At 69.3% G+C, this 14,241-nt stretch carries 17 protein-coding genes; 8 read left to right on the top strand and 9 right to left on the bottom strand.

All coding sequences use genetic code 11. The features are described from left to right. The 4 genes from AC1RAA_RS09045 to arfB are packed head-to-tail and all read left to right on the top strand — an operon-like array spanning position 1 to position 3,103. The gene (locus tag AC1RAA_RS09045; RefSeq protein ID WP_492732429.1) at positions 1 to 663 is read left to right on the top strand and encodes a TetR/AcrR family transcriptional regulator; all 663 of its coding nucleotides are present in this window, start codon (positions 1 to 3) and stop codon (positions 661 to 663) included. Continuing rightward, positions 660 to 1,451, top strand: a complete 792-nt coding sequence (locus AC1RAA_RS09040) for an enoyl-CoA hydratase/isomerase family protein (RefSeq protein WP_492732427.1) — start codon at positions 660 to 662, stop codon at positions 1,449 to 1,451. Before AC1RAA_RS09045 ends, AC1RAA_RS09040 begins: the two co-directional genes overlap by 4 nt. A gap of 43 nt (positions 1,452 to 1,494) precedes the next feature. Continuing rightward, the gene (locus tag AC1RAA_RS09035; RefSeq protein ID WP_492732425.1) at positions 1,495 to 2,679 is read left to right on the top strand and encodes an acetyl-CoA C-acyltransferase family protein; all 1,185 of its coding nucleotides are present in this window, start codon (positions 1,495 to 1,497) and stop codon (positions 2,677 to 2,679) included. Positions 2,680 to 2,695: 16 nt separating this feature from the next. Then, positions 2,696 to 3,103, top strand: coding sequence for an alternative ribosome rescue aminoacyl-tRNA hydrolase ArfB (gene arfB, locus AC1RAA_RS09030; protein WP_095744721.1), 408 nt, complete (start codon positions 2,696 to 2,698; stop codon positions 3,101 to 3,103). Here arfB and AC1RAA_RS09025 read toward each other — a convergent pair. Next, entirely contained in the window at positions 3,072 to 3,599 is a 528-nt protein-coding gene (locus tag AC1RAA_RS09025; RefSeq protein WP_492740561.1) for a DUF2306 domain-containing protein, read from the bottom strand. The genes arfB and AC1RAA_RS09025 overlap by 32 nt on opposite strands. 136 nt (positions 3,600 to 3,735) lie before the next feature. Here AC1RAA_RS09025 and AC1RAA_RS09020 point away from each other — a divergent pair, with 136 nt between their 5' ends. Next, entirely contained in the window at positions 3,736 to 4,317 is a 582-nt protein-coding gene (locus AC1RAA_RS09020; RefSeq protein WP_492732421.1) for a DUF3299 domain-containing protein, read from the top strand. On the opposite strand, the gene AC1RAA_RS09015 is transcribed toward AC1RAA_RS09020, so the two are convergent. After that, on the bottom strand, positions 4,301 to 4,807 hold the full coding sequence (locus AC1RAA_RS09015; RefSeq protein ID WP_492732419.1) for a GNAT family N-acetyltransferase: 507 nt from the start codon (positions 4,805 to 4,807) through the stop codon (positions 4,301 to 4,303). The genes AC1RAA_RS09020 and AC1RAA_RS09015 overlap by 17 nt on opposite strands. Positions 4,808 to 4,941: 134 nt before the next feature. Here AC1RAA_RS09015 and AC1RAA_RS09010 point away from each other — a divergent pair, with 134 nt between their 5' ends. After that, complete coding sequence (locus AC1RAA_RS09010) at positions 4,942 to 5,355, top strand: GFA family protein (RefSeq protein WP_307586142.1); 414 nt, start codon at positions 4,942 to 4,944, stop codon at positions 5,353 to 5,355. Between the two features lie 2 nt (positions 5,356 to 5,357). On the opposite strand, the gene AC1RAA_RS09005 is transcribed toward AC1RAA_RS09010, so the two are convergent. From AC1RAA_RS09005 to AC1RAA_RS08975, 7 genes are all read right to left on the bottom strand, one after another. Further along, positions 5,358 to 6,242: a LysR substrate-binding domain-containing protein gene (locus AC1RAA_RS09005; protein WP_492732416.1), complete on the bottom strand. Its 885-nt coding sequence runs from the start codon at positions 6,240 to 6,242 to the stop codon at positions 5,358 to 5,360. A 31-nt stretch (positions 6,243 to 6,273) separates the two neighbouring features. Next, the gene (locus tag AC1RAA_RS09000; protein ID WP_062473056.1) at positions 6,274 to 8,004 is read right to left on the bottom strand and encodes a SulP family inorganic anion transporter; all 1,731 of its coding nucleotides are present in this window, start codon (positions 8,002 to 8,004) and stop codon (positions 6,274 to 6,276) included. A gap of 61 nt (positions 8,005 to 8,065) precedes the next feature. Further along, a complete protein-coding gene (locus AC1RAA_RS08995; protein WP_492732414.1) occupies positions 8,066 to 8,530 on the bottom strand; it encodes a DUF2501 domain-containing protein in 465 nt (154 codons plus the stop codon). Positions 8,531 to 8,647: 117 nt separating this feature from the next. Continuing rightward, a complete protein-coding gene (locus tag AC1RAA_RS08990) occupies positions 8,648 to 9,865 on the bottom strand; it encodes a beta-ketoacyl-[acyl-carrier-protein] synthase family protein (RefSeq protein WP_492732412.1) in 1,218 nt (405 codons plus the stop codon). Then, a complete protein-coding gene (locus tag AC1RAA_RS08985; protein ID WP_062472943.1) occupies positions 9,862 to 10,104 on the bottom strand; it encodes an acyl carrier protein in 243 nt (80 codons plus the stop codon). The genes AC1RAA_RS08990 and AC1RAA_RS08985 overlap by 4 nt, the downstream gene beginning before the upstream one ends. A 165-nt stretch (positions 10,105 to 10,269) precedes the next feature. After that, positions 10,270 to 10,956 carry a phosphatase PAP2 family protein gene (locus tag AC1RAA_RS08980; RefSeq protein WP_095950754.1) on the bottom strand — a complete coding sequence of 229 codons (687 nt, stop codon included), beginning with the start codon at positions 10,954 to 10,956 and terminating at the stop codon, positions 10,270 to 10,272. 65 nt (positions 10,957 to 11,021) lie between these two features. Then, positions 11,022 to 11,915 (bottom strand): AraC family transcriptional regulator, encoded by an 894-nt coding sequence (locus AC1RAA_RS08975; RefSeq protein WP_070059575.1) that lies wholly within the window; start codon positions 11,913 to 11,915, stop codon positions 11,022 to 11,024. An 89-nt stretch (positions 11,916 to 12,004) separates the two neighbouring features. On the opposite strand from AC1RAA_RS08975, the gene AC1RAA_RS08970 reads away from it, so the two are divergent. Continuing rightward, positions 12,005 to 13,255, top strand: a complete 1,251-nt coding sequence (locus AC1RAA_RS08970) for an MFS transporter (protein WP_492732410.1) — start codon at positions 12,005 to 12,007, stop codon at positions 13,253 to 13,255. Between the two features lie 40 nt (positions 13,256 to 13,295). Beyond that, positions 13,296 to 14,045, top strand: a complete 750-nt coding sequence (locus AC1RAA_RS08965; protein ID WP_492732408.1) for a sulfite exporter TauE/SafE family protein — start codon at positions 13,296 to 13,298, stop codon at positions 14,043 to 14,045. Positions 14,046 to 14,241: the final 196 nt, after the last annotated feature.

Raw genomic sequence — 14,241 nt, 5'->3', positions numbered from 1 at the left:
ATGCCCCGTTCCACCGCCGTTCCTGCTTCAGCGCCAACCTCTCCGTGGGCGCCCGCCGACCGCCGTGCGCAGCAGCGCGAGGTCAAGCGCATGGCCGTGTTGCGCACGGCCGCCCAGCTCTTCAACGAGCGCGGCTTTCACGCGACCTCGCTCGACGACATTGCCGAGCGGCTCAACGTGAGCAAGCCCACGCTGTACTACTACATCGAGAACAAGGACCAGATCCTGCTCGAGTGCGTGAAGATGGCGCTGGACCTCATGCAGACCGGCATCGGCGAGGTGCGCGCCGCGGGCGGCAGCGCGATCGACCAGCTCAAGGCCTGCATGCGCATCTACTCGGGCGTGGTCACGCAGGACTTCGGCATGTGCGTGATCCGCATCGGCGAAGACCCGCTGCCCGATCCGCTCAAGAAAGAGTTGCGCCGCCTCAAGGCCGGCATCGACGGGCATTTCCGCCGCCTCATCGAGGAGGGCGTGGCCGAAGGCGCGCTGGCGCCCTGCGACCCGAAGATGGCGGCCTTCATGCTGGCCGGCGCGCTGAGTTGGATCGGCCGCTGGTACCGCCCCGACGGCGACCTCACGCCCGACCAGATCGCCGACCAGGGCATCGAACTGCTGCTCAACGGCGTGCTGCAGCGCGCCCCTACCCGAGTGAACCCATGACTTCAGAGACTTCTTCTTCGCCCCTGCTGGTGGGCCGCGAAGGCGCGGTGGCCACGCTGCGCTTCAACCGGCCGGCCGCGCTCAACGCCATCGACGTGCCGATGGCCACCGCCTTCCTCGCCGCCGCGCGCACCCTGGCTGCCGACAAGAGCGTGCGCGCCGTGCTGCTGAGCGGCGCGGGCAAGGGCTTCATGGCCGGCGGCGACCTCGGCGTGCTGAGCGCCGACCCGAAGCAGGGCGCGGCCGACCTCATCGGCCCGCTGCACGAGGCGCTGACCGTGCTCGACGCCATGGACGCGCCGCTGGTCGCGCAGGTGCACGGCGTGGCGGCCGGCGCAGGCCTGAGCCTGATGCTGCAGGCCGACTTCGTGCTCGCGGCCGAGGGCACGCGCTTCAACCTGGCCTACGTGAATGTCGGCACCAGCTGCGACGTCGGCGCCTCGTGGGCGCTGCCGCGCCTGGTCGGCATGCGCCGCGCGCTGGAGATCGCGATGCTCGGCGACACCTACGACTCCGCCGCCGCCGAACGCATGGGCCTCATCAACCGCGTGGTGCCCGCGGCCGAACTCGAAGCCGAGGCCATGGCGCTCGCGCAGCGGCTGGCCAAGGGCCCGACCGTGGCGCTGGGCCACCTGCGCCGGCTGATGCGTGGCTCGCTCGACCGCGACCTGGCGAGCCAGCTCGACGCCGAGTCGGCCGCGTTCCAGTCCTGCGCGGCCACCGCCGATTTCCGCATCGGCCTCGATGCCTTTTTCGGCAAGAAGCCCGCGGCCTTCACGGGCCGCTGAAGAATTCCTTGTTTTCGTTTTTTCAATCCAGGAGATCCATCCCATGACTTCACGCGACATCTTCGTGGTCGGCACCGCCCGCACCGCCATCGGCACCTTCGGCGGCGCGCTCAAGGACGTGCCTAACACGCAACTGGCCACCACCGCCGTCAAGGCCGCCATCGAGCGCAGCGGCCTAGCCGCCGACGCCATCGGCCATGTGGTCATGGGCAACGTGATCCCCACCGACGTGAAGGACGCCTACCTGAGCCGCGTGGCCGCCATCGATGCGGGCTGCCCCATCGAGACGCCGGCCTTCAACGTGAACCGCCTGTGCGGCTCGGGCCTGCAGGCCATCGTGTCGGCGGCGCAGGCCATTGCGCTGGGCGACTGCGACATCGCCATCGGCGGCGGCTCCGAATCGATGAGCCGCGGCCCGTACTTCGACACCTCGGCCCGCTACGGCGCACGCATGGGCGACGCGGTGCTGGTCGACTACATGCTGGGCATCCTGCACGACCCGTGGGAGAAGATCCACATGGGCATCACGGCCGAGAACGTGGCCGCGCGCTACGGCATCACGCGCGAGCAGATGGACGAACTGGCCGTGACCAGCCAGCAGCGTGCCGCCGCCGCCATTGCCGCGGGCCGCTTCAAGGAGCAGATCGTTCCGGTCGAGGTGAAGACGCGCAAGGGCATCGTGCTGTTCGACACCGACGAGCACGTGCGCGCCGACACCACCGTCGACACGCTGTCGAAGATGAAGCCCGCGTTCAAGAAGGACGGCCTCGTCACCGCCGGCAACGCCTCGGGCATCAACGACGGCGCCGCCGCCGTGGTGCTGGCCGAAGGCGGTCGCGTGAAGGCGCTGGGCCTGAAGCCGCTGGCACGCCTCGTCGGCTATGCACACGCTGGCGTCGAGCCGGCGTACATGGGCATCGGCCCGGTGCCGGCCACGCGCAAGGTGCTGGAGCGCACGGGCCTGAAGGTCGGCGACTTCGACGTGATCGAGTCGAACGAAGCGTTCGCGGCGCAGGCTTGCGCGGTCATCAAGGAACTGGGCTTCGACCCCGCCAAGGTGAACCCGAACGGCTCGGGCATTTCGCTCGGCCATCCGGTGGGCGCGACCGGCGCGATCATCACGACGAAGGCCATCGCCGAGCTGCACCGCACCGGCGGCCGCTACGCGCTGGTCACGATGTGCATCGGCGGCGGCCAAGGCATTGCCGCCGTCTTCGAGCGCGTTTGAGAGCACACTCGCGGGCATGCTCCGCCCCCCACTCCTGATCGACCCCGACGAGGTCGACTTCAGCGCCATCCGCGCGCAGGGGGCGGGCGGGCAGAACGTCAACAAGGTGTCGAGCGCGGTGCACCTGCGCTACGACATCCACGCCAGCTCACTGCCCGCCGATGTGAAGGAACGGCTGCTCGCCTTGCGCGACAGCCGCATCACGCAGGAAGGCGTGTTCGTGCTCAAGGCGCAGCAGCACCGCACGCAGGAGATGAACCGCGCCGACGCGCTCGCGCGGCTGCAGGCGGTGATCGACAGCGTGGCCACACCGCCGCGCGTGCGGCGCGCCACCAAGCCCACCTACGGTTCGAAGCAGCGCCGGCTCGAAGGCAAGAGCCAGCGCTCGCAGATCAAGAGCCTGCGCGGGCGGGTGCAGGACTGACCGGCTTGTCGCCGCGCAGCCGCTTGATCTGCAGCGTCACGCCGACCACGTACAGCGCGCCGAGCACCGCGGTGATCGCCTTCAGTTCAGGCGCGTCGGCGTTCGGCAGCAGTGGCGCGCCCAGCGGAAACCGTGTCAGCGTCTCGGTGAAGGCCGGAATCCAGTGGAAGAGAAAGCTCGCCGAATAAGCGACCGCCTCGATGTAGCGCGATTTCGGCCCGAGCCGCCCATACCCCGCCAGCGCGCCGACGGCCAGCGCCACCAAAGTGATGATGCCCAGCGCATGCGGCTTGCCAAAGCCGCCGTGCTGGAAGATGCCGAAGCCCGTGAGGCAGGTCAGCACCGTGGTCCAGACGAAGACCTGGCCCAGGCCGGTGCGCAGGGTGATTTCCTTGTAGCGCAGCAGGGCCCAGATGCCTGCGAACACGGCGATCAGGCTGATCGCGGTGTGAACCGTGCCGAGTGACGTCAATCCAAGCCATCCTGTGGGTGCCATGCGGATCTCCTCGTGGTCGTGGTGCGGCATTCTGGCGCGGCGCCCGCCTTTTTGCCATGTGTGCCCATTCGTTTCAGGGCAGGTCTTCCAGCCCGCCCCGAGCGCTGTGTCACCTTCGGCAAGCACAATCGGGGCCATGAGTGTTTTTGTTCGTCGCACGGGAATGGTGCTGCTGATGGCTGTCGCGGGCAGCCTGCTGTCCGCCTGCAGCCCGGACGCGGCCCAGGGGCAGGGCGTGGCCAGCGCGCCGGCCGCGCAGGAGATGGCCTGGGACGCGCTGGTGCCCAAGGAGTGGGACCCGACCCAGCGCTACCGCAACATCAGCCTCGAGGCGCTGCGCGACAACGACCCGCGCGCGATCCAGATGCTCGACGAGATGCGCGCCGTCTGGGACAACGCGCCGGTCAACGTCGCGCTCGACGGCAAGCCCGCCACGCTCTCGGGCTTCGTGGTGCCGCTCGATGCCACGCAAGACGGCATCCGCGAGTTCTTGCTGGTGCCGTACTTCGGCGCCTGCATCCACACCCCGCCGCCGCCCGCCAACCAGATCGTGCACGTGATCGCGCCCGCGCCCGTCAAGGGGCTGCACGCCATGGACACGGTGCGCGTGAGCGGCACGCTGAAGGCGGCGCGCTACGCATCGGCCGACATGGGCGTGAGCGGCTACGAGATCGCGTCGGCGGCGGTGGAGCGGGTGGCGGTCACGCAGGGGCCGTGAAGGCCGCCAGTTCGCCCAGCGCCGGCTGCAGCAGCCGGTAGCTCAGCCGCTCGGTCACCTGGAACGCGCCGAGCCCTTCATAGAACGCGATGCCGCGCGCATTCGTCGCCTTCACGGGCCAGTCGATGCGGTGGCACCCTTGGGCGACGGCGCGCGCCGCCACCCAGGCCATGAGGGCGCGGCCCGCCCCGGCGCTGCGGTGGCCCGACTTCACGTAGAGCTCCTTGAGCTGGCAGTGCCTGCGCTGCTCCGGTGCGAAGTCGACCAGCGAGAAGACCCAGGTGATCGCGGCCAGCCCGACCACGGTGTGCGCGTCTGTCGAGGCCACCACGAGCTGGTGCGGCGAGCCGGGCGCCAGGAGATTGCCCAGCAGGTGTTCGCGCACCAGCTCGCGCGGCACGCGCGCGCCTTCGTTGTAGAAGGCGTGCAGCTCGGCCAGCAGCTCGATGAGCGAATCGTGTTGGGCTTCGGACACCAGATCGACGTGCATGGCAATTCCTTGGGGATGCGTCTTCGTGACTGCCGGATTCTGGCGCGTCCCGGATTCACGACGATCTTGTTACTCCCCGCTCCAAGCCTCGCGCGGCTAGATTGCCCTTCACCACTTCGAAAAGGACAAGAACCATGAACCCGGCCTACACCGGCGGTTGCGCATGCGGCGCCATCCGCTACGAGATTTCAGGGGAACCCGTGTTCCAGAACGACTGCCAGTGCCTGGACTGCCAGCACAAGAGCGGCACGGGCCACGGCTCATACCTCAGCTTCGCGGGCGCAGAGGTGAAGCAGACCGGCGAGGCCACGCTGTGGAGCCTCAAGGGCGACAGCGGCAACATGAAGACGCGCGCGTTCTGCCCGACCTGCGGCTCGCCCGTGTACATGACCTTCGCGGCGATGCCCGGCGTCTTCACCGTGCATGCCGCCAGCCTGGACGACCCGGGGCGCTACCGGCCGCAGGCGGTCACGTACGCGGTGCGCGGGCACGCCTGGGACTTCCTCGACCCGGCGCTGCCGAAGTTCGAGCGGATGCCACCAGGCTGAATTCAGCCCATGCGCTGCGACAGGAAATCGAGGAACGAAGTGATGCGCGCCGACAGCTGCGTGTTGCGGTAGTACACGGCGTTGACAGGCTGGCGCACGTCCACCGTGTCCTTGGGCAGCACCTGCACCAGCGCGCCGCTGGCGCGGTCGCTGGCGGTCATGAAGTCCGACAGACAGACGATGCCCACGCCGGCCAGCGCCAGTTGGCGCAGCGTCTCGCCGCTCGACGCGACCACGGTGGGCGCGATGGTCCATTCATCGCCGTGCACGCCGCGCAGCGGCCAGCGGTTGAGCGACTCGGGCTGCGTGAAGCCCAGCAGCGCATGCCCGGCCAGTTCGTCGACCTTGCGCGGCTTGCCGTGGGCTTCGAGGTAGGCGGGGCTCGCGAGCACGCGCAGCCGGTGCGTGCCGAGCGGGCGCGCGTGCAGCGTGGAGTCGCGCAGCGGGCCGATGCGGATCGCCACGTCGGTGCGCCGTTCCAGCAGGTCGATGGGCAGGTCGTCGGTGTCGAGCTCCAGGCTGATCTGCGGATAGAGCCGGCGGAACTCCGGCACCAGCGGCACGATGGCGTGCAGCATGAAAGGCGAGGCCGCGTTCACGCGCAGGCGGCCGGCGGGTTGCTGGCGGCGCGCGGCCATGTGCTCCTCGGCGTCGTCGATCGCATCGAGGATGGCGCGTGTGCGCTGCAGGAAGGCGGCGCCTTCCTCGGTGAGTTCGAGCCGCCGCGTGGTGCGGCGCATCAGCGTGGTGCCGAGCTTCTGCTCGAGCCGGCTCAATGCGCGGCTGATGCCCGACACGGTCTGGCCCAGCTGGTCGGCCGCGGCGGTGATCGAGCCGGTGTCCACCACGGCGCGGAAGGCGACCAGTTCTTCGATGGTGGTTTTCATGGCGCCCGTGTGGGGGAAGAGGCGCGCGCGGTCAGGCCGCGGCTTCGGCTTCTTCGGGCATGTCGATGCGCGGCATCAGCGCGGCCAGCGCCTCGGCGTCGGTGCGGTAGCTGAAGAGCATCGGCCCCGGCGCGAGCAGGCCGGCGCGTTCGAGCACCTGCATGGCCGGCAGCTTCATGCCGCTCAGGTGCAGGCGCACGCCCTTGGATTCCATCATCCGGCGGATCGAGCCGAACACCTCGGCGCCGGTGATGTCGATGCGGTTGATCGGCTGCGCGAACAGGCACACGTCGGTCAGGTCGGGGCGCTCGGCCAGTGCGACCGTGAGCGCGCGCTCCAGCGTGGAGGCGGAGGCGAAGTCGAGTTCGGCGTCCATGCGCACCGCATACAGCTGCGGCGCGAGCGGCGGCAGCTTCCAGAGGTGGCGGTCGCGCAGGCTGCCGTCGGGGTGCAGGCCCACTTCGATGATGCGCGGGTGCAGGTGGCGGTACATGTAGTGCGCCAGGCTGGCGAGCAGGCCGCCCAGCACGCCCCAGTAGATGCTCGGCGCGGTGGCGATGGTGAGCACGAAGGTGCCGAAGGCGATGCCGGCTTCCAGCTTCGAGATGCGCCACAGCGCCGTGAAGCTCGACGGCTTCACCAGCCCGAGGATGGCCGTGACCACCACCGCCGCCAGCACGGCCTGGGGCACGTGGTACAGCAGTGGCATGAGCCACAGCAGCGCACCGGCCACCACGGCCACGCTGAACAGTGTCGCCCAGCCGGTCTGCGCGCCCGCGTAGAGCGTGATGGCCGAGCGCGAGAACGACGAGCTGGTGGGGAACGACCCCGTGAAGCCCGAGGCCAGCTTGGCCAGGCCCTGGCCGATCAGGTCCTGGTTTTCGTTCCACAGCGTGCCGGCGCGGCCGTTGTCGACCTTGGCGCTCGACGCGGTTTCGAGAAAGCTCACCAGCGTGATCATCAGCGCGGGCAGCACCAGCGCGCTGAAGGTGTGCGCCGGCAGCAGGCCGGGCCAGTAGAACGAAGGCAGGCCCGAGGGCAGGGCGCCCACCACGGCGCCGCCGCGCAGCGCGTAGTTGATGCTCCAGCTGATGGCCGCGGCGCCGGCCACCAGCGCCATCGTGGTCGGGAAGCGCGGCACCCAGCGCTTGCCCAGCCACAGCACGGCGATGCTGCCCAGGCCGAAGGCGATGGCCGTGAGGTCGGGCAGCGGCCCGCCCTGCAGCACCTGCGGAATGGTGCGCCCCGTGAAGCCCAGCAGCGCGGGCAGCTGCGAGATCGCGATCAGCACCGCCGCACCCTGCGTGAAGCCGATCAGGACCGGCGAATTGACCAGCCGCAGCAGCCAGCCGAAGCGCCCCGCGCCGAGCACGATCTGGATCGCGCCCGACATCAGCGTGAGCCACACCGCCATCGCCACCCATTCGTCGCTGCCCGCCACCGCCAGCGGCGCGAGCGACGCGCCCACCAGCAGGCTGGTGAGCGCGGTCGGCCCCACCGACAGCCGCTGCGACGAGCTGAACATCACGGCGATGAGCGCCGGGAACAGCGCCGCGTACACGCCCGTGACCAGCGGCATGCCGGCCAGCGCCGCGTAGGCCACGCCCTGCGGCAGCACCATCAGCGCGACGGTGATGCCGGCCATGGCCTCGTTGCGCAGCAGCGCGGCGGACGGTCGGGGCCAGCCAAGGCAGGGAACCCAGCGTGCGAGGCGCTGGCGAAGAGACGGTGCGGGGGAAGAGGAGGGGGAAGCCGGATTCATGAAGCGGGGCGCGCGCACGGCGGGCACGCCGCGCGCGGAGAGCGGGAGAGAGAGAAAGAGCCTAGATCAGTGAGGTCGCGTTTTTCAGGACGTAGTCGCAGGCCTTTTCCTTGACCTTCGACGACAGCCCCTTGAGGTTGAGCGACTTGCCGTCGCCGCCCTTGAGCAGGCCCTTGGCACCGCTCGCGAAGTCGTTTTCCTGTTTCTTCTGGCCGGTGATCTTGGCCAGCAGCTTGTCCTTGACGGAGGCGGCATCGCCGCCGAGGTAGTTGTTCTTGACGCAGTACTCGAGCACGCCGGCGGCGCTGCCGATGGTGCTGGAGCCGACGGCGGGCATCTTGAAGCCGCCGAGGCTGAGGCCGCTGAGTGCAGAGCCACCGCCGCTGTTGCCGGTGCTGCTACTGCTGCCTTGCGAATTGACTGCCGCGCCGGCCTGTTCTTTCAGCTGGTCGAGCAGGTTGTTGGCCTGCACCGAGGCGCCTGCGGCAAGCAGGGCGAGGGCGACGAATGTGGAGCGAACGTGCATGGTGGCCTCCTGGGACGGACATGGGGGGAGAAGCGCCCACCAGCATACCGGAGCGCCCGGAATGTCTCTATCGCGCGGGGCACAGCGGCACGGGGTGCGCAGGGCCCGCAAAAGCACTCAGCCCCGGCGGAACAGCAGCACCGAGTTCGTGCCGCCGAAGGCGAAGGAGTTGCTGATGGCGGCGTCGAGCGTGGGCGCGGCGCTGTCGCCGAGGGCGACGAGGTTCATCTGGCAGTCGGGGTCGATGGCGCTGCAGTTCGCGTTGGGCGGCAGCTCGCGCCGGTGCAGCGCCAGCACGGTGATCAGCGCCTCGATGGCCCCGGCTGCGCCCAGCATGTGGCCGTGCAGCGCCTTGGTCGAGCTGACCCGCAGGGCATCGAAATCGCTGCCCCAGACCTCGGCCAGCGCGTTGCGCTCGACCACGTCGCCGATGCGCGTGGCCGTGCCGTGCGCATTGCAGTAGCCCACGTCGCGCGGCTGCAGGCCGGCCAGGCGCAGCGCGGCGCGCAGGGCGCGGGCCTGGCCCGGTGCGTCGGGCTTGGTGAGATGGGTGGCGTCGCTGCTCAGGCCCCAGCCGGCCAACGTGGCGTAGCGGCGGGCGCCGCGTGCGCGTGCGCGCTCGGCCGATTCGAGAATGAGGAAGGCCGAGCCTTCGCCCAGTGCGAAGCCGCTGCGGTCGGTGGCAAAGGGGCGCACCGCGCCGGCCGCTTCGCCGGGCTGGAAGCCGGCCAGCGTCTGCATGGCTTGCCAGGCCAGCACCACACCCGGGACGATCAGCGCTTCGCTGCCGCCCGCGATGGCGATGTCGACCTCGCCGCGCTGCACCGCCTTGGCGGCCTCGGCAATGGCCACCGACGACGAGGCGCAGGCGACCGAGTACGTGAGCACCGGGCCCAGCACGCCGTTGCGCATCGCCACGTGGGCGGCCGGCGCGTTGGGCATGAAGGCGGGAATGGTGAGCGGCGAGACCCGTCCGTTGCCGCGGTAGGCGGCTTCGAGCGCGGCGGCGCCACCCATGCCGCAACCGGCATAGACGCCGACGCGCTCGGCATCGACGCCGGTATCGCTCATCGCCAGGCCAGCATCGCGCAGGGCGAGGTCGGCGGCGGCCACGGCCAGCTGGCTCACGCGGTCGACGCCCGCGAGCTGCAGCTTGGTGAACCAGCGCGTCTCGTCGAAGGCGACCGTGGCGGCGGCGGCGGGTTTGGGGAGTTCGGGAAAGACCGGTGCGATGGCCGAGCGGCCCTGCAAGAGCGCATCGAACAGTGCGTCGGGCGCGTCGCCATGCGGCGCCATGACGCCCAGTCCGGTGACGGCGACTTCGTACGTGCTCACGCTGTCTTGGCGGCCCGGACCTTGTCGACCAGCTGCGCGAGTTCGGCCAGGGTGTCGATGCTCGCGTCGTCGTCGGGCATGGTGATGCCGAAATGGTCTTCGATGGCGAACAGGAATTCGGCCAGTGCCAGCGAATCGAGTCCGCCGGTTTCACGCATCGAGGCGTGGGGGTCGAGCTTGGACGGTTCGATGCCGTACTTCTCGTGGATCAGGTCCTGCAATTCCTTCAGCGAACTCATCTGCGATGCCTGTCGTCTTGTGCCGCCGTTGATCGATGGGCTGCCTGTCCCTTGCGGGTGGCGGGCCACGGGGTCGATCCCTTCCTCGTTCGGCCTGTGTTGATGATCAATGGTGATTGATGATATCCGCTTCGACCTTAGGGAAATCCTCGGGGCGGCCCCGGATCAACGGGGGCCGGGGCGCCAGCGCAACGAGGGCAGCGCGAAGGCCAGCCCGAGCAGCGCGCCGGCCACCGCGTCGAGCACCACATGCTGCTTGACCGCCAGCGTGGAATAGGCAATGGCGGCAAACCAGGCCCAGTTGATCGCCTGCAACAGCCACGGCGTGCGCGCCGCGCGCAGCACGTCGGCCAGGCGCACGGCGGTGAAGATGGCGACCGCCACGTGCATCGAGGGGCAGGCGTTGCCTGCCGCGTCCACGCCCTGCAGCATCGCGAAGCCGGGGTAGCCCGAGACGTCGATGTCCAGCGGCGGGATCTGCGTCGGCCAGAAGTAGAAGAGGCCCAGGCCGCTCAGGCACAGCGCGCCGATCCACAGCCCGTAGACCACCAGCTCGCGAAAGGTGAGCTGCAGCCCCGGCGCAAAGCCCACGTACACCCACAGCGACAGGTAGGCGCCGAGCGTGTAGGGCTGGAACGGAATCAGGTGGTCCAGCGGCGTCAGCGGCATCACCGTGACCGGGAAGGCCGGGTTGCGCAGCAGGTGGAAGTAGCCGATGAAGAACAGCCAGGTGAAGGCCGTGGTGCCGACCGCCTTCAGCAGGAAATGGCGGCGGATGCGCAGCCAGATGTCGGCGGTCCACGTTGCAGGCCTGGCCTCGGCCGCGATGTGCAGGGGGATCGGTGAGTGCATGGTGTCGGTGTCGGTCGCCGATCTTGCCAGAGCACCATGGCGTGCCCGGTCCATGCCCTGCGGCATCAAAGGGTGGCCGGTCGCTTGCGGTGCTGGAACGACGTCGGCGAGCGCCCCGTGGCCGCCTTGAACATGGCGCAGAACGCGCTGTCGGTGGCGTAGCCGCTGGCCGACGCCACCTGGCTCACGGCCATGCCGCGCGCCAGCAGCGGGAGCGCGTGCGCCATCACGGCCTGCTGGCGCCACTGCTGCCAGCTCATGCCGAGCTGGTCGCGAAACAGCCGCGCCACCGTGCGCTCGCTGGCGCCGATGGCGGCGGCGCGCTCGGCCAGCGTGGCGCGGTCGGCCGGGTTGCGCAGCAGCGTCTCGCACAGCTGGCGCAGGCGCTTGTCGGAGGGCAGCGGCACGTCGATGCGGATCTGCGTGGCGCGCTCGACCTCGTCGACCAGCAGCGGCGCGATCATGCGTTCGCGCTGCGGCGCATGCGGGTCGGCCGGGGGCAGGCCGTCGGGCGTGGTGTCGAGCGCGAGCATGAGGGCGCGCAGCAGCGGGCTGATCTCGAGCACCTCGCACTTCTCCCAGGTGGGCGCGATCCAGGCGTGCAGGTAGACGGTGCGCAGCTCGGCGTCTTCGATCAACGTGATGCTGTGCGGCATGTTGGCCGGCACCCACAGCGCGCGCGACGGCGGCACGATGTAGCTGCCATCTTGCGTGCTCAGGCGGATCACGCCGCGCGTCGAGAACGTGAGCTGCGGCCACGGGTGCTCGTGCAGTTCGACCAGCGTGTCGGCGCTCAGAAAGTGTTCCTTGGCGCGCAGCGGGCGCACCGCGTCGGGGGCGTACAGGTGCGGCGTGAGCGGGCCCACGCTGTTGGTCGGCGCGGTGGGCGTTCCGCGCGCCTTGGCGGGGGAGGCGGGCTCGGGAGCGGGCGGAGCGTGGGGGGGAACGGCGCTTGGCATGGTTTCGACAAATGTTGTCGCTGTATCGCCATTCTGCCGCGTCGGTGCCGCATAGCATCGGTGCCCGCACCGGTTTTTTGTAGCAATCCATGTCATCCACTTCCTCGACAGCCGTTCCCGCCACCACTTTGCGCACCGACGCCCAACTGATCGGGCTGGTCGGCCTGGCGCATGCGGTGAGCCATTTCAGCCAGCTGATCCTGGCGCCGCTGTTTCCCTGGCTGAAGGACGCGTTCAACGTGAGCTACACCGAGCTGGGCGCGGTGCTCACGGTGTTCTTCGTGGTCTCGTGCATCGTGCAGGCGGCCTCGGGCTTCATCGTCGACAAGCTGGGTCCGCGCCCGGTGCTGTTCGTCGGGCTGGGCGCGCTGGGGCTCGCGGCCTTCGGCTATGCCATGGCGCAGAGCTACTGGATGCTGCTGGCGTGCGCGGTGGTCGGCGGCATCGGCAACGGCGTGTTCCACCCGGTCGACTACACGCTGTTCAACCGCAAGGTCGCGCCCACGCGGCTGGGCCATGCCTACAGCGTGCACGGCATCACCGGCAGCCTGGGCTGGGCGTTGGCGCCGGCCTTCGTGGTGCCGATCGCCATCGCCTTCTCGTGGCGCGTGGCGCTGGCCTCGGCCGGTGTGGTGGCGATCGTGGTGCTGCTGATCCTGTGGATCTACCGCAGCGTGCTGGCGCTCGACGCAGCGGCCGTGCACAAGGCCACGGGGCACGGCGAGCCCGCGCCGGTGGGCGGCGAGTTCGACTTCCTGCGCATCCCGGCTGTGTGGATGTGCTTCGGTTTCTTCTTTTTCTACGCCGCCGTGATCAGCGTGGTGCAGACCTTCGCGCCCGTGGCCGCAGGCCATCTGCATGCGGTGCCGGTGGCGCTGGTGGCGGTGTGCCTCACGGTCTACATGGTGGCGAGCGCGGCCGGCATGGTGGTGGGGGGCTTCCTGGCCTCCGACCCGTCGCGCTGCGAGCGCATCGTGGGCGCGGGTTTCGGCGTGGCGGCGGCGCTGGCGCTGGTGCTGGCCTTTGCACAGTTTCCGCCGGTGATGGTGCCGGTGCTGTTCGGCGCGATGGGTTTCGTCTCGGGCGTTGCCGGGCCGTCGCGCGACCTGCTGGTGAAGAAGTCGACGCCGCCCAATGCGACGGGGCGCGTCTACGGCGTGGTGTACGCGGGCCTGGACATCGGCCAGGCCGTGGCGCCGCTGGTGTTCGGCCGCCTGATGGACCATGGCCAGTACACGAGCGTGATCGTCGGGCTGGCGTTGGTGCAGGGCGTGCTGATCGCCAGCGCCTTCAATGTGCGGCGCGTGCGGCGCACGGCGCTGGTGCCTGCGTCGGCCTGAGCCCCCGGAGGGCGAGGCAGCGGCCCCTATCATCGGCCGCATGCAAGCCTTGTATGTCTATGTGATCGTCGGCGCTGTGCTGGCGGGGTTCGTGCAGGGCCTGTCGGGCTTTGCCTTCGGCATGGTCGCGATGTCTGTGTGGGCCTGGACGTTGGAGCCGCAACTGGCCGCCGTGCTCGCCCTGTTCGGGGCGCTGACGGGGCAGGTGATCGCGGCGCTCACGGTGCGGCGGACTTTCGACAAGCGCATCCTCTGGCCCTTCGTGCTCGGCGGCCTGGTCGGCGTGCCGTTCGGTGTCTGGCTGCTGCCGCACCTGGACATCGTGCTGTTCAAGGTGTGCCTGGGCACGCTGTTGGTGCTGTGGTGCCCGGCGATGCTGATGTCGCAGCACTTGCCGAAGATCACTTTTGGCGGTCGCGCAGCGGACGGCGTGGCGGGTGCCATCGGCGGTGTGATGGCGGGCATCGGCGGCTTCTCGGGCGTCGTGCCGACGTTGTGGTGCACGCTGCGCGGCTTTCAGCGCGACACGCAACGTGCTGTGATCCAGAACTTCAATCTCTCGATGTTGGCTGTGGCCTTTGCGGTGCATGTGGCTAGCGGGAGCATTGGGCGTTCAGTTGTGCCGTTGCTGGTGCTCGTTGCTGCGGCTGTTGCAGTGCCGGTGTTGTTAGGGGCTCGGTTGTATATCGGGATCAGTGAAGCGGCGTTTCGCAAGATCGTGTTGAGCTTGTTGACGTTGTCTGGGGTTGCTATGTTGGCTTCGGCTTTGCCTGCTTTGCTGGCTCGTTGAATTCCTGTTGTGGGTTTGCTTTCCGAGGCCGGGACTCGCCCCGGCGGGCGACTTACTTTCTTTTGCTTCGCCAAAAGAAAGTAAGCAAAGAAAAGGCGACCCCACTGTCTGCGTCCCTCCGCTTCGCTACGGGCAACCTGCGGTGCTCACGTTTCGCGGGGTCTCGCAGAACTCGCTTCGCTCAAACAGCTGCGAG

It is taken from the genome of Variovorax sp. GW823-FHT04F07 (assembly GCF_058795995.1).
This window is presented reverse-complemented; position numbering and strand designations above follow the sequence as displayed.